The organism is Glutamicibacter sp. Je.9.36, assembly GCF_051129975.1.
GTDB lineage: Bacteria > Actinomycetota > Actinomycetes > Actinomycetales > Micrococcaceae > Glutamicibacter.
In genome coordinates this window covers 373,582-388,556 of the sequence record NZ_JBCPSN010000003.1, presented here as the reverse complement: position 1 = coordinate 388,556, position 14,975 = coordinate 373,582, and the positions used below count along the sequence as shown (strand labels likewise).

7 protein-coding genes and 1 pseudogene are annotated in these 14,975 nt (G+C 55.8%); 6 read left to right on the top strand and 2 right to left on the bottom strand.

Annotated elements, in window-relative coordinates; translation table 11 throughout:
- Positions 1 to 52: 52 nt before the first annotated feature.
- The 5 genes from rsmA to AAZQ98_RS10145 all read left to right on the top strand — a co-directional run bounded on the left by rsmA (position 53) and on the right by AAZQ98_RS10145 (position 4,125).
- Entirely contained in the window at positions 53 to 937 is an 885-nt protein-coding gene (rsmA, locus tag AAZQ98_RS10165; protein ID WP_434691895.1) for a 16S rRNA (adenine(1518)-N(6)/adenine(1519)-N(6))-dimethyltransferase RsmA, read from the top strand.
- Positions 938 to 939: 2 nt separating this feature from the next.
- On the top strand, positions 940 to 1,872 hold the full coding sequence (locus tag AAZQ98_RS10160) for a 4-(cytidine 5'-diphospho)-2-C-methyl-D-erythritol kinase (RefSeq protein WP_105657483.1): 933 nt from the start codon (positions 940 to 942) through the stop codon (positions 1,870 to 1,872).
- Between the two features lie 154 nt (positions 1,873 to 2,026).
- Entirely contained in the window at positions 2,027 to 3,397 is a 1,371-nt protein-coding gene (locus tag AAZQ98_RS10155; RefSeq protein ID WP_434691892.1) for an NAD(P)/FAD-dependent oxidoreductase, read from the top strand.
- A 31-nt stretch (positions 3,398 to 3,428) separates the two neighbouring features.
- Positions 3,429 to 3,608 (top strand): hypothetical protein, encoded by a 180-nt coding sequence (locus AAZQ98_RS10150; RefSeq protein ID WP_434691891.1) that lies wholly within the window; start codon positions 3,429 to 3,431, stop codon positions 3,606 to 3,608.
- Positions 3,609 to 3,624: 16 nt separating this feature from the next.
- Complete coding sequence (locus tag AAZQ98_RS10145) at positions 3,625 to 4,125, top strand: GNAT family N-acetyltransferase (protein ID WP_105657485.1); 501 nt, start codon at positions 3,625 to 3,627, stop codon at positions 4,123 to 4,125.
- Here AAZQ98_RS10145 and AAZQ98_RS10140 read toward each other — a convergent pair.
- Both AAZQ98_RS10140 and AAZQ98_RS10135 read right to left on the bottom strand, forming a co-directional pair.
- Positions 4,112 to 4,390, bottom strand: a complete 279-nt coding sequence (locus tag AAZQ98_RS10140; RefSeq protein ID WP_434691888.1) for a putative quinol monooxygenase — start codon at positions 4,388 to 4,390, stop codon at positions 4,112 to 4,114. The genes AAZQ98_RS10145 and AAZQ98_RS10140 overlap by 14 nt on opposite strands.
- 185 nt (positions 4,391 to 4,575) lie before the next feature.
- Positions 4,576 to 5,118, bottom strand: a pseudogene (locus AAZQ98_RS10135) (hypothetical protein); the annotation flags it as partial.
- Between the two features lie 1,505 nt (positions 5,119 to 6,623).
- Between AAZQ98_RS10135 and AAZQ98_RS10130 the strand changes: the two are divergent.
- Positions 6,624 to 14,921 (top strand): SdrD B-like domain-containing protein, encoded by an 8,298-nt coding sequence (locus AAZQ98_RS10130; protein ID WP_434691885.1) that lies wholly within the window; start codon positions 6,624 to 6,626, stop codon positions 14,919 to 14,921.
- The last annotated feature ends 54 nt before the right edge of the window (positions 14,922 to 14,975 follow it).

The window sequence follows — 14,975 nt, the reverse complement described above, 5'->3', positions numbered from 1 at the left end:
CGTCGCGTTGTTATGTTTGGATCAATCTAGCTGAACTAGAATTGGATTTGTGATGTCTAAGGAATCTTTGCCGCTGCTTGGGGCCACCGAAATCCGTCGTCTGGCCGAAGAGCTGGGAATCCGCCCTACCAAGACGCTGGGGCAGAACTTTGTGATCGATGGGAACACCATCCGCCGCATTGTCGCCGCCGCCAAAGTCGACCCATCCGAAACAGTGCTGGAAGTAGGCCCGGGCCTAGGTTCCCTGACCCTGGGCATCATGGATGCCGCCGCCAAAGTCGTGGCCGTGGAGATCGATCCACCCCTGGCAAAGCGGCTGCCGCAGACCATGGCCGAGTTCCGCCCTGGCCGGGAAGACGATCTGACCGTAATCCTTTCCGACGCCATGAAGGTCACCGAACTTCCCGGCGAGCCAACCTCGCTGGTCGCCAATCTTCCCTATAACGTTGCCGTCCCGGTAGTGCTGCACCTGCTGGAGCACTTCCCGTCCATCCGCAATGGCTTGGTCATGGTGCAGGATGAAGTTGCCGACCGGATGGCCGCGACCCCGGGCAATAAGATCTATGGCGTCCCATCGGTGAAGGGCGCCTGGTACGGAACCATGCGCAAGGCTGGCGTGATCGGCATGAACGTCTTCTGGCCAGCTCCGAAGATCCACTCCGGCCTGGTGGGGTTCACCCGCGACAAGGACCGCAGCGAAGCCCCGGATCGCAAGGAAGTCTTCGCCATCATCGATGCAGCCTTCGCCCAGCGCCGCAAGACGCTGCGTGCTGCCCTCTCCGGCTGGGCAGGCTCCGGTGCTCGTGCCGAACAGATCCTGGTAGCAGCGGGCATTGATCCGAAGGAACGCGGCGAGAAGCTGGATATTGACCAGTACATCGACATTGCCCGTGCCGCACAGGATTTTCCCGCTGAAGCTCCAGCTAGCGAGGCATAAGCATGTCTAAGCAGCGTGTCATCGCGACCGCACCGGGCAAAATCAACTGCTACTTCAAGGTCGGTCCTCCTCGCGAAGACGGATACCATGAAGTGGCGAGCCTCTACGTCGCGGTCTCCCTGGCCGAGCAGATTGAAGCGACGCTGCGCACCGACGGGGAATTGCAGCTGAGCCTGGAACCGAATTCCCCTGTGGTCTCCGAACCGGAAAGCTTTCCGCTGGGCGCAGGCAATCTGGTGCACCAGGCAGCCCAGCTGCTTCGAGAGCACACAGGCTGCAGCCTCGGAGCGAATCTGCACATCACCAAGCGCGTCCCGATCGCCGGCGGAATGGGTGGAGGCTCTGCAGACGCGGCGGCCACCCTGGTAGCCTGCAACGAATTGTGGGGAACCGGGCTGGACCGGGAAGAACTCGGCCGCTTGGGCGCACGCCTCGGTGCTGACGTGCCTTTCGCCTTGATGGGCGGGGCCGCCATCGGCCTGGGCATCGGCGACAAGCTTGCCCCGTTGCTGACTCGTGCCAAGACCCATTGGGTGCTGATCCCGGCCAGCTTTGGCCTATCGACCCCGCGAGTCTATGGCATGCTCGATCGCTTGCGTTCCGGCACGGAGATCGAAGTCCCGCAGGAAATCGATCCAGCGGTCATCGAAGCGCTGATGGCTTCGGACGCGCCAGCCTTGGCCCAGGTACTGGCCAATGACCTGACCCAGGCTTCCTTGGCCCTTGCCCCGGAACTAGGCACCATGCGCGATATGGCAGAAGGCGCCGGTGCCCTGCGAGCCATGGTTTCCGGTTCGGGGCCGACCTTGGCTCTGCTGGTCGAAGATGCCGAGCATGCTGAAGAGGTCATGGCCCAGTTGGGCGATGAGGTGGGCGTCGCTACCATCCCGGTGACCGCTCCAGCGCCCGGAGCGCACATCACCGTTTCCGAATAACTTTTCCGGAAGTCCCTGTCTGGCCTTGAGCCGGGCAGGGATTTCCTGCATCATTTTCCGCCACCCCTCTTGTTGCGCCATGGGCCCGGCCCTAGGCTGAGTCCCAAAGCAATTATTGAGAGCAATTCATTTTGAATCTGGGGCGGAAAACATCATGCTCAATGGACACGTCTCGCACTGGTGGGAAGACATCGGCCTGCCAGAGCCACGCCAGCAATTACGCGGTCAGGGCACCGCAGATGTCGCCATCATCGGTGCCGGGTTCACCGGACTGTGGACCGCCTATTACCTGGCCAAGGCCAACCCGGATCTTCGCATCACGATCCTCGAAGCCCGGCACGTGGGCTACGGCGCATCGGGGCGCAATGGGGGATGGCTGACCAACACCATCACCGCTGGCCGCGAACGCTACCTGAAATCCCATGGCAGGCAAGCAGTCAATGACTTCCAGCTGGCCATGAACCGGACCGTCGCCGAGGTCATCGAGGTGTGCGCTGCCGAGGGGATCGATGCAGATATCCTGCAGGGCGGCGAACTCGAAGTTGCCTACACCCCTGCCCAGGAAAAGCGCTTGCGCGCCGATGCCATGGCCGACGCGCAATGGGAACACACGCACACCGAACTGCTTGAAGCCGAGGCAGCGCAAGGCAAGGTCAACGTCGCCAATGCCCGGGCCGGGCTGTGGCATCCGCACGCGGCCAGAATCCATCCTGCAAAATTGGTACGAGGACTCGCCGAAGCCGTGGAGCGGCTCGGCGTACGGATCTATGAAAACACCCGCGCCACCACACTGCGCGCACGCCGCATCGAATTCGACGGTGGGTCATTGGACGCCGAGTACATCATCCGTGCCACCGAAGGGTTTACTGCCGGGCTAGCAGGACACAAGCGCTTGTGGCTCCCGATGAATTCGTCCTTGATTGCCACCGAACCGCTAGCTCCATCCATCTGGGACGAACTGGCATGGAACAACGGCGAGGTGCTGGGGGACTACGCCCACGTCTACATGTATGCCCAGCGCACCGCGGATAACCGCATTGCCATTGGAGGCCGGGGAGTGCCGTATAAATATGGTTCGCGCACGGATGCCGATGGCCAGACGCCGCAAAGCACCGTGGAGGGACTGCAGGAAATCCTGCACCGCATGTTCCCGCAGACTCGGAATTCGAGAATCGATCATGCCTGGTCCGGGGTACTGGGCGTGCCGCGGGACTGGGCCGCTACCGTCGGGCTGGACCCGGCGGCCGGACTGGGCTGGGCCGGCGGCTATGTCGGCACCGGGGTCGGCGCAGCGAACCTGGCCGGACGAACCTTGCGCGACTTGATCCTCGGGGAAAGCACTGAATTGGCCAATCTGCCGTGGGTCAATCACCAGGTGCGCAAATGGGAGCCGGAACCACTGCGCTGGCTGGCAACCAAGGGGCTCTATGCAGCCTATGGTGCCGCAGATCGAAGCGAACTGAAGGGGCGGGGGAGCTCCTCGCCGCTGGCCGTGCTGGCCGATAGAATCACCGGAAAGCCTTGAGCGCTGGCACACTGGGGAATAGGCTGTGGCCATGGGACTTGATAAACGTGGAATCTATGTGTGCGCATTCGCACTTGTGCTCATTATTTCTGGCGTCTTTATGATCACGCTGATGCAGGCCGGAATTCTTGGCTGGGCACTGCAAGCGGCCGGAATCTTCGTCATGGCCATCTCGGTGGGTGCTGCGCGTACGCCCAGGGCCCGTGCCTGAGGTGCGCGAGGAGCCCATGAGCGCCTGCAGCTTGTCGGCACGCGGCCAGAACTACCTCCTGCGCGAAGCACGGGCTACGGATCTTGAACAGATCATTGCCTTGATGGCAGATGATGAGATCCGTCGTGCAGAGCATGCGGACGCTGGGGACGCCGGGGAACAGTATCTGGAGGCTTTCAACGAGATTCACGCAGACCCAGCGCATACGCTGATCGTGGTGGAGGGCAATGACGGAGCCATTGCCGGCACGATGCAGCTGACCATGTTGCCGGGTCTTGCGCGCAGGGGAGCGAAGCGGATGCAGATCGAGGCAGTGCGCGTGGCCAGCGCATTGCGCGGCGGTGGCCTGGGAACGGAAATGATCCGCTGGGCCATTTCCGAAGCCGAAAGCAAGAGAATTCCGCTGGTCCAGCTGACAAGCGACGCGCAACGCCAGGACGCGCACCGCTTTTACGAGGGGCTAGGATTTACCGCGTCGCATGTGGGCTTCAAAATGCACCTGGCTATAAGCCCTTGATCTTGTAGATTCGTTGCAATCCGGAGGTCGTCTGGCCCCATTCGCTCTTCGCGGCCCGCTGCTGGTGGGCCTCGAAAGCGGCACTGTCTTCGAATTCCTCGTGCACCAGCCAGACCCAGGGATCGCCGGTTTGCGTGACAGAGAAAGAAATGCAGCCGTCTTCCGCCTTGGTGAGGCGTATATGATCCGGCAGCAATTTCTCCACCAATTCAGCCTCAGCCGCGTCCGCGCACAGCAACCGGCCCTCCATGATCACAATTCCCATGTTCGCCAGTCTGCCACGATCTTGAGTGGATTGGGGAAAAATCACAGTAAAGGAGATGGCCCGGAAACCAGTATTTCCGGGAATTCTTTTTGGCCGACTTACGCAGGTGTGATTGTTAGCTTCGTTTGACGGTTAAGTCGTAACTTCGATTGGCGGCTTTCCAGCAACGAGGCGGATATGAACCACTAAAGTTCACCTCCTGGCGGATTGGCTGCGGCATAGCTTACGACGGCTTGAGCTGCGGCCTGGACGGCTGCTCGTGTTTGCCGTTGAGACACCAGCCACATCGCAATCTCGAGCGGGAGGCCAAGTATTGGCCGCCAACGCCAACCAGGCAACTGGCGTTGGGCTGTCATCTGGCTGACCAGCGCCACATCGGCATCTGCAACCTCCGCACTTGTCCTGGCGTGTTCAACGAACTGCGCAAACTGCCACTTTGGCTGCACGCCCGCCTCCAAGGCACTGCCGAGAATCCCCTCCTGTTGCGGCGTCGGCACCTGATCCCGCGAGTGGATAAGCACACGAACGCCGTCCAAGGAGGGCACAGTCAGCTCGGCCTCATGCATGAGCGCCGAACCAGGTCGTATGGCCAGGCCAAAGGCTTCCTGGCGTAGCTTCCACGAGGCGTATTCGTCAGGGGGTTGCTGATGGAGCATCGCCAAGTTTTGCCTGCCCTCACGAAGCATGCGTAATTGAACGGAGCTGTTGGCTTCGATCAAGGTCGGAGTGCAGGCTGGCGCAAGGGACGCACCGCCGAAGACGCAGCACGCCTGGTCGGGTGGAGCCGTGCCACGTTCTACCGTCATCTCGGTGATCCAGGGATAAACACGGGCACAGAGTAACTTTTCAATTCACAAATGCATGCAAGTATTCACATCGACCGAAATTCCAAGTCAGCAAGGTCTCGCAACGGGCTTGTACGCACGACTAGATGTTGCTACTTGAAGCCCATGGTTGCGAGACTTTCGAAGCGTTGAATTTTCAGTGCTTTTGATGCGGGAGCGGTGTTCGAAGAGACGTCTTGCAACCTATTGGTTACAAGACATGTCGCCGAATGTATTTACCTTGTTTGTCTTCTTATTTAGGTAGCCCCCGGGTCTATGAAAAAGCAACCGTTGCATCGAGGGGTTCACTTAGAATCAGCCCATTGCATTCGACGATCGAGTGGCCGATGCAGTCGTCAGCAGTAAGGCGCTTTTAGAGGTGCCGGAAATTAAGAAACCCGCCGGATGCCGGCGAACAGCCTTTGTACGCGTACTTGGCCACGAGGGATTTATTAAATAACTGAGTCAGCAATAACTGTGTCAGCGGAAATGATCGACCTAGCACTCGTGAGTTAGAGATTTAGCGCTCATGGGTTAGAAAGGGTGAATTTTGGGGTGAATTTAACCCGTGAGCCGACGAAAGGTTATTTTCAGTTGGACACTCTTGAAGTACTTGCAGTTCTGTGAAGATGGTAGATAATTCATGAGCTCCAAATTGGGAAGAATCGCATCACTTCTGACGCGTGATTATTTCACCTTCCCTTCGTGCTCCAGTGTCACGAAAAGTGAAATCCTCTGGCGCGAATGACTTCAATTGCTACTCACCGAGAGAGCTGTTCTAAATATAGCCATGTCAAAATCATTTTCCAATGCCAAATTTAGTAAGGTATGAAAATTTTCAAATCGAAACGCGTACTTGGCTCAGCATGAATGTACCTGAGAGAGAATAGCGATCTTCGATCATAAAATCCGTGGTTGCGAGCTTCTGGAAATCTAGCTCGTATGCATAACGCGCAAATTCGCATAGTAATCCTTCCCTGACCTCAGCTATTTCCAACCTGATAGTCCCATTTATCACCTTGCTAGACTCGCGATGTCCACAGTGGGGGAAGTCTGCGTTTAGGGAACCAGACGGGTGTTTACCACCCTGCTAAACAACGGTAATTGGGAATATGAAAATGCGAATAGAGCACGAATCTGGCGTATCAAAACGCTGGAAATCTATGCTTGCCTCGTTCCTTGCGATAACCGTCGGAATTGGAATGGCAGGTGTAGCGCCAGCAGTGGCCGCTCCTTCCTCCGATTCGTCTGTAGCAGATACAGCTGTCGCAAGCGCCGACTCGCAAGAAGGCGGACCGGAAGGTCAAGAAGCAAGTGATTCAAGAGCGGACAAAGAGTCCACAGCAGTCAATAATATTCAGGGCACAATAGCACCGCAAGTTGGTACTCGTGCCGCCGCCGGTGCTGGCATGTTCTTGGAAAAGAATCTGACCAGTAAAGAAGTGATTCGTCCGGGCGATTTCGTCAACTACGAGATCAAGCTGGGCTGCTCCTCAAACACTGAACCGTGTAGCGATGCGTTTCTGATTGATGCCCTTCCTGAACCATTGGTGCTGGAAAGCATTAATTACAACGGGTTCGCGAAGGATATTACCGAAGAACCCTCGGAAGATGGCACTTCGGTAAAGCTGACTTTCAATGAAACCTCTGAGGACCGCCCCGGGAAAATCGGTATCAACGATGGCACCGACTACACGATAACCATCGTGGCAAAGTTCCCCGATAACGCGGACCCAAAATTCAACGGCCAGCAGCTGATTAACGAAGCAGAACTCACTTCTGACCTTGGATCCATCAAGGACCCAGCCGAAGCTGTTGTTCCGAACATTGATCTGGCTCCCAACGCCGAAATTACTAAGCAGTGGTCCGAAGATGTGCTGGAGCAAGGATCTGATAAGAACATCAGCGCGACGCTCGGAGGAATCAAGAACACCTCAAAGGTGGGCGCAACTTCGCTGATCATCGAGGAGCCATCAGGCAATTCCGCTCCATTCGCTTCAGTTGAATTCACCGGATTCGGTGACATTGTCTACCCCGAGGGTGCCGATGAACTCGTCGTTTCCTACTTCGTGGGTGACGCGCCAGAACCTCAGGTTCTAGAAACCGCCAACCCTAACGCACCGCCTGTATTCCCGGAGAGCTTTGATCTAAAAACCATTACCGGGTTTAAATTCGTCTTCACCTCAACGAAATCAACCGACACCGAAGGCGGAATCATCGCCAACGGTACAACTGGATCGATTCCACTGAACACCGTCCTACGCGATGGTGCCGAAGCCGCTGTGGTCGCGAATGAAACCAGCATCATCGCCGTACTCCCTAACGGCGAACAGAATGACCCTTTCACTGCTGAAGATAGCTTCGTGATTGAGTCGGCAAACTACACGGTAGATGCCACGAAGTCCTTCTCCCCGGAGTTGGTCGTTGCTGGTGATGCCGCAGAAATTGGTGAAGGGCGCAATGCTTCTACGGTGAAGCTTGGACTGACCAACACCTCAAATCGAAATCTCACTAATCTAACTTTGAAGGAACCCGCAACGGGTACTTCACCGTTCGGCGAAGGTATTGATTTCGACCAGTTCAACGGCGGCACCTGGCCAGCCGGAGCCACCGCGGGTGTGCTGACGGTTGACGGCATAGAATACCTACTTGAGAACAATGACGGAAAGATCTCCTTGCCTGACAATCTTCCTGCGGGTAGTGACGTCAAGGGCTTTGAAATCTCCTTCGACGGCACTTTCGCCCCTGGATCTGGATACGAGTTCGAATTCGGTGTTCTGGCAACCGCAGTTTCTCCCGACGGCTACAAGAACGTTGTTCTGGGCCAGGGCACTCCCTCTGGAAACCAAGATGTCGTCGAAGACGAAGCCGATGCGACCTTGCTGGTCCAGGAGCCAAAATTCGCGTTGATCGGTGGCAAGGGATTTACCCCTCACCGCATCGAAGGTATACCGGGCGACAAGACTACCGTTTGGCTAAACACCAAGGTTGATCTGAACAACACCAACATGGACGTCCGCGAGATCGTGCAGACCGACGACTTCTCATCAATGGTCCCCGCACTCAAGGCCAACAGCATCTCGGTGCCGGCTACCCAGGGGGCCACTAAGGTCGTTGTAAAATATAAGGATGCCAGCGGTGATTGGCATGACTTGGTCATCTCCGAAGACGGCAAGGCAATCGAAAACACCATCTTGCCCGAAGGTGCTACCGGAGTTCAGATTACCTACACTCGCGATTCAGGCTCGTTCCCGCACGACAAGGATGTGCAGGCATTAGTCAACTTCGAGGTCATTACGGAGCTATCCGATGAGTTGAAGACCGACAACGTCTTGGGTGTCAACAACGGTGACGATACCGAAGGGTCAGTCTGGGTCGACAAGAAGATTCAGCTGCAAAGTTCGAAGTCTTGGGACCCGAGCGTCATCGTTCAGAAACCTGTTTCCGAGGCGCCGACGAACAAGAACCCAACGAGCGCCTTGAGCCTATGGGCGAAGAACACTTCAACCTATGGTGTCGACAAGCTGTCGATCGTTGATTCGAAAGACGGCGAGGTTAATCCTTTTGACTACGTTGACATTACAGGTATCAGTGTGCGACTGTCTGACGAAGCACTCCAGGATCTAGCCCACCTGACTTTGAAGACCGCTGCTGGGGACCTGAACTTCACCGGTGCGGACGCTCTGACCCCAACGCTTTCGGACGGACGCAGCTGGGAAGAAGTCACAGCATTTGAATTCAGCCTCGCGAAGGACGGCGAAAAGCTGGTTCCACGCGACGCCGAGTTCTGGGTCTCTGTTGGCACCAAGCTGCGCGATGACCTTCGTGGCTCGGATCCGGCACAACCCATCGACGCAGCATTGGCCGAGCTTGACCGTATTGACGGCAAGCGCGGCTACGTTCTGCCTAACACGGCTGTAGCGACCGTTCAGCGCGGTGACGAATCGGCTGTCAAAGAACCACAGGCACCGCTGGAGATCATCACCGAAAACTCGGTGGATCTCAATGCAACTTTGACCAAGACGTTCAACCCCGAAGGCCCGATCGACTTCTTTACCAGCAACGGTAACCCCGCACCGGTAAACGTCACCTTGAACGTTAATAGCGGAACCCACAAGGCCGACTATGTTCAGATTGTGGATCAGGATCCAACATTCTGGAACACCTTCGACTTCGCCGGGTGGGATCCTGTCCCAAACAGCCGTGTCTACGATGTCACCATCGAGTACTTCACCGGTGCGGAGTATGTGTCGAAGGATGGAACGCTGGTCGCTGAAGGCGGCGACTGGACTACTACTGCGCCTGCTAATGATCAGGTTCAAGGCGTTCGAGTCACTGCTGAAGGTCGGAACTTTGAAGAACTTGTCAGCAATGACACGACCATCAAGTTCAATGTTCTGCCGCGGTACACCCTGCGCAGTGGTGAACTGATTGCACTCGAAGACGGTCAGAGTAATCCTGGCGAAACCCAGGCACTGGCAACCGAGAACACTGCTTCGGCAGAGGTCTCCCGTCTGGGCAAGGATCGTGACACCGACGACGCAACCGACGATCTGGTATTCAACCCGGGAAAGACCCATTCCGAGGTTTCTAAGACTTCGGATGCTCGCAACGGTCAGATCGCGCCGGGCCGTGAGTTGAACTACACGTTCACGGCCACCAACAACGGTACCGACGCGATCTTGAATCCTGTCATTACCGATATATTGCCAAGCGATGCTCAGGGTCCGAAGCTGATTCTTGATCCTGAATGGCAGTCGCTGACTACGTATTCTTTTGACAAGAAGTTCAACCAAGCGCCGGAAGGCAGCGCGGTTGATACCTCGAAGGTTGTTGCGGTTGAAGAAGGCAACTCTCTGAAGTTCAGCTTCCCCGAGGGAACCAAACTGTACCCGGGCGAATCGATCACCGTGAAGCTCCCAACCACGGTGCGTGGAGGGCTGAACGCGAAAGAAAAACTGGAGAACAAGGTCACCTTCAGCGGTGACAACTCCGAAGAGAGCAGCGATGACAATCTCGTTTCGATCATCGAAGGCCAAGCCTACTCATCACGTAAGCTCGTTCGCGAGGTTCTGACAGGTGGACAGACCGAGAAGACCGGCGTGTACAACGTCAACTCTAAGGTTGAAAACGCTGACACCTGCTACGAATTTGAAGGCGGATTCTATCGTTACCCATGCATCGTGGAGACCAAACCGGGCGGTATTGCCGAGTGGAACCTCAGCGTCACCAACACCGGTAACGTCAACGCGCAGCACATGGAAATTCTGGATATCTTCCCCTACATCGGTGACACCGGTGTAACGGGTTCCCAAGCCAGCACCCCGCGTGGTTCCCAGTGGATTCCAACCCTCTTGGACATCAAGCTGCCAGAAGTGCCTGCAGGAACCGACATGGTGCTCTCTTACCTGACCGGCGACCCTGCGCTGTGCAAGCCAACCGGCGCAAATATGCAGGATCCATGGGCTGGTTGCGACGGAAACTGGACCACCGAGCGTCCCGCTAATCCGAAGGAAATCAAGGGCATCAAACTTGTCCTGGATTCGTCCGAAGGGTTTGCGCCAGGCGAGAGAGTATCGCTGACCTTCACCACCGTTTCGGAAACTGAAATGCCCGAGGGCGCTTCGGACTTCGCGCCGGCGTGGAACTCCTTTGGTTACGCAGCCCAGGCTCAGGTAAATGGCCAAACCGATTACCGCAGCCAGGAGCCAATCAAGACTGGTATCACCTTCAAGCCTGAGGAGAAGGAGAAGGTCTCGGTCGGTGACTACGTCTGGATCGATGAAAATCGTGATGGTCTGCAGGATGAGGATGAGAAGGGCATCAAGGATGTCGTTCTGACCCTCGCCGGGCCGGATGGCAAGGAAGTTACCGATGTCTTCGGTAACCCAGTGCTGCCGACCATGACCGATGAGAACGGCCTTTACATCTTCGAGAACCTACCAGTCCTCGAAGACGGACAGTCCTACAAGGTGAGCATCGATCGCGAAGCGTCGAAGGAACCGTTGGCTCCTTACATTCCGACCATCGAGACAGATGATAGCCGTGAGAATGACTCCTCGACGTGGGAAGCAACCTCTACCGGTCTGACCGAAGACGGCCAGCATGATCCAACTTTGGACTTCGGATTTGTTACCCCGAAGGTCTCCGTTGGCGACTATGTCTGGATCGATGAAAACCGTGACGGAATCCAGGATGAAGATGAGAAGGGCATCAAGGATGTCGTTCTGAAACTCGCTGGACCTGACGGTGAACCAGTAGTTGATATCAACGGCAACCCCGTTGAAGCAACTATCACCGATGAGAATGGATTCTATGAATTCAAGGACCTGCCGGTACTCGAAGATGGACAGTCCTACAAGGTGACTATCGATCGGGAAGCTTCTAAGGAACCGTTGGCTCCTTACATTCCGACCATCGAGACTGACGACAGTCGTGAGAATGATTCGTCGACATGGGAAGCCATTTCACAGGGGCTGACTGAAGACGGGCAGCACGATCCAACCTTGGACTTCGGATTTGTTACCCCGAAGGTTTCCGTTGGTGACTATGTCTGGATCGATGAAAACCGTGACGGAATCCAGGATGAAGATGAGAAGGGCATCAAGGATGTCGTTCTGACCATCACCGGGCCGGATGGCAAGCCAGTAGTGGATGTCAACGGGAAGCCTGTTGGGCCAACCACCACCGACGAAAACGGCTACTACGTCTTTGACAACCTGCCGGTTCTCGAAGATGGACAGTCCTACACGGTGAGCATCGATCGTGAAGCGTCGAAGGAACCTTTGGCTCCTTACATTCCGACCATCGAGACTGACGACAGTCGTGAGAATGATTCGTCGACTTGGGAAGCCATTTCGGAGGGTTTGACTGAAAATGACGATCATGATCCAACGTTGGACTTCGGTTTCGTCACGATTCCGAAGGTTTCCGTTGGTGACTATGTCTGGATCGATGAAAACCGTGACGGAATCCAAGATGAGGATGAGAAGGGCATCAAGGATGTCGTTCTGAAGCTTGTTGGACCAGATGGTGAGCCAGTAGTGGATGTCAACGGTAACCCTGTTGAACCGACTACTACCGATGAGAATGGTTTCTACGAGTTCAAGGATCTTCCTGTACTTGAAGAGGGGCAGTCCTACAAGGTGATCATTGATCAGGACGCGTCGAAGGAACCATTGGCTCCTTACGTGCCAACCAAGGAAAACGGCGCCGATCGAGATAAAGATTCCTCGACTTGGGAAGCTGAGTCGGGTGACCTGACTGAAGACGGTCAGCGTGATCCAACCCTGGACTTCGGGTTCATTGCTCCGAAGGTCTCCGTTGGTGACTACGTCTGGGTCGATGAAAACCGTGACGGAATCCAAGATGAGGATGAGAAGGGCATCAAGGATGTCGTTCTGAAGCTTGTTGGACCAGATGGTGAGCCAGTAGTGGATGTCAACGGTAACCCTGTTGAACCGACCACTACCGATGAGAATGGTTTCTACGAGTTCAAGGATCTTCCTGTACTCGAAGAGGGGCAGTCCTACACGGTGAGCATTGATCGAGAAGCGTCTAAGGAACCGTTGGCTCCTTACGTGCCAACGATTGAGACCGATGGTAGCCGTGAGAATGATTCGTCGACTTGGGAAGCCATTTCGGAGGGTTTGACTGAAGATGGCGAGCATGATCCAACGTTGGACTTCGGTTTTGTTATTGCTCCAGAGGAACCACGGGTCTCCGTTGGTGACTACGTTTGGGTTGATGAGAACAACGACGGACTACAGGATGAGGATGAAAAGGGCATCAAGGATGTTGTTCTGACTCTTGTTGGTCCAGATGGCAAACCTGTAGTGGATGTCAACGGTAATCCTGTTGAACCGACTACTACCGATGAGAACGGTTTCTACGAGTTCAAGGACCTTCCTGTACTCGAAGAAGGTAAGTCCTACACGGTGAGCATCGACCGAGAAGCATCTAAGGAAGCTTTGGCTCCTTATGTGCCAACTGTTGAGACGGAAGATAGCCGTGAGAATGATTCATCGACTTGGGAAGCCAAGTCGGAGGGTCTGACCGAAGATGGTCAGCACGATCCAACCTTGGACTTCGGTTTTGTACTGAAGCCTGAGCCGGTCAAGACTTATGCCGTGGGCGACTATGTCTGGGTTGATAAGAACAATGATGGGTTGCAAGGCGATTCTGAAGTTCTTGATGGCGTCAAGGTAATTCTGCTTGACGGTAACGGTGAGGAAGTTTCCTCGACGACTACCGATAAGAATGGCCGCTATATCTTTGATGAGCTGCTGGCCGGCGATTACCAGGTCAAGTTCGAGCTGACTGCCGAGCAGGCTGAGAAGTATGAATTTACTTCGCAGGATGCTGGGGAAGATGATGCGAATGACTCGGATGCTGATCCGAAGTCTGGCCTGACTATCAAGTTCACCTTGGATGACGAGAATTCTTCGTTGACCAAGGATTACGCCGATCAGGAGTTCAAGGCTACTGAGGGTATCGACCCAACGTGGGATGCCGGTGTGGTTCTGAAACCAGAACCAGAGCCGACTGAACCAACTGTTGAGCCGACGGAACCGACGGAACCTACGACTCCGACGGAACCTACCGTGGAGCCGACGGAACCTACGACTCCGACGGAACCTACCGTGGAGCCGACGGAACCTACGACTCCGACGGAACCTACCGTGGAGCCGACGGAACCTACGACTCCGACGGAACCTACGACTCCGACGGAACCTACGGTGGAGCCGACGGAACCTACGACTCCGACGGAACCGACGGAACCTACGACTCCGACGGAACCGACGGAACCTACGACTCCGACGGAACCGACGGAACCTACGACTCCGACGGAACCGACGGAACCTACGACTCCGACGGAACCGACGGAACCTACGACTCCGACGGAACCTATCGTGGAGCCGACTGAGCCGACTGAGCCGACTGAGGAACCTTCGGTTTCCTTGGGCGATTATGTATGGGTCGATAAGAACCGCGACGGAATTCAGGATAGGGACGAAGACCCAATTGAGGGTGTCGTGCTGAAACTGATCGGCCCGGACGGCAAGGAAGTTGTTGATGTCAACGGGAACCCAGTCGGTCCGGTAACCACTGACGAGAATGGCTACTACAACTTCAAGGATCTTCCGGTCTTGAAGGATGGAGAGTCTTACACGGTGGTCATTGATCGGGAGGAATCCGCTGATGCTTTGGATGGCTACCTGCCAACCAAGGAAAATGGTACCGACCGGGATAAGGACTCTTCGACTTGGGAAGCTAAGTCTGAAGGTCTGACCGAAGATGGGGATCACGACGGGACTCTCGACTTCGGCTTCTATCTAGACGAAGATCCTGAACCGACTCCGACGGATCCAACTGAGCCGAGCCCGACGGATCCAACTGAGCCGAGCCCGACGGATCCAACTGAGCCGAGCCCGACGGATCCAACCGAGGAACCTGCAGAAGATTCAACCGAGTCGCCAGAGAAGAGCAAGGATCCTTCACAGGATCCAACCTCTGCTGAGAAGTCTGATCAGCCTTCAGGCTCGGACTCTGTGGATGGTTCCGAGGAACCGCAGCAGACGCAGAAGCCAAAAGACGATGGACTGGCTAGCACCGGTTTCACTGCCTTGTGGCTACTGGCGCTTGGTTTGGTCTTGACGGCGGCTGGTTTAGTTTTGGCTCGACGCACTCGCGGACGTCACAGCTAGTCAGCTCTTGAAGTAATACAAAAAGCAATGCCCGGATTTCCCATTTAGGAGATC

Bases quoted from the DNA above. Each gene is read 5' to 3' on its own strand.
- AAZQ98_RS10155 (WP_434691892.1), top strand. From the start codon at position 2,027: ATGCTCAATGGACACGTCTCGCACTGGTGGGAAGACATCGGCCTGCCA.
- AAZQ98_RS10150 (WP_434691891.1), top strand. From the start codon at position 3,429: ATGGGACTTGATAAACGTGGAATCTATGTGTGCGCATTCGCACTTGTG.
- AAZQ98_RS10130 (WP_434691885.1), top strand. From the start codon at position 6,624: ATGTTCTTGGAAAAGAATCTGACCAGTAAAGAAGTGATTCGTCCGGGC.
- AAZQ98_RS10145 (WP_105657485.1), top strand. From the start codon at position 3,625: ATGAGCGCCTGCAGCTTGTCGGCACGCGGCCAGAACTACCTCCTGCGC.
- AAZQ98_RS10140 (WP_434691888.1), bottom strand. From the start codon at position 4,390: ATGGGAATTGTGATCATGGAGGGCCGGTTGCTGTGCGCGGACGCGGCT.
- rsmA (WP_434691895.1), top strand. From the start codon at position 53: ATGTCTAAGGAATCTTTGCCGCTGCTTGGGGCCACCGAAATCCGTCGT.
- AAZQ98_RS10160 (WP_105657483.1), top strand. From the start codon at position 940: ATGTCTAAGCAGCGTGTCATCGCGACCGCACCGGGCAAAATCAACTGC.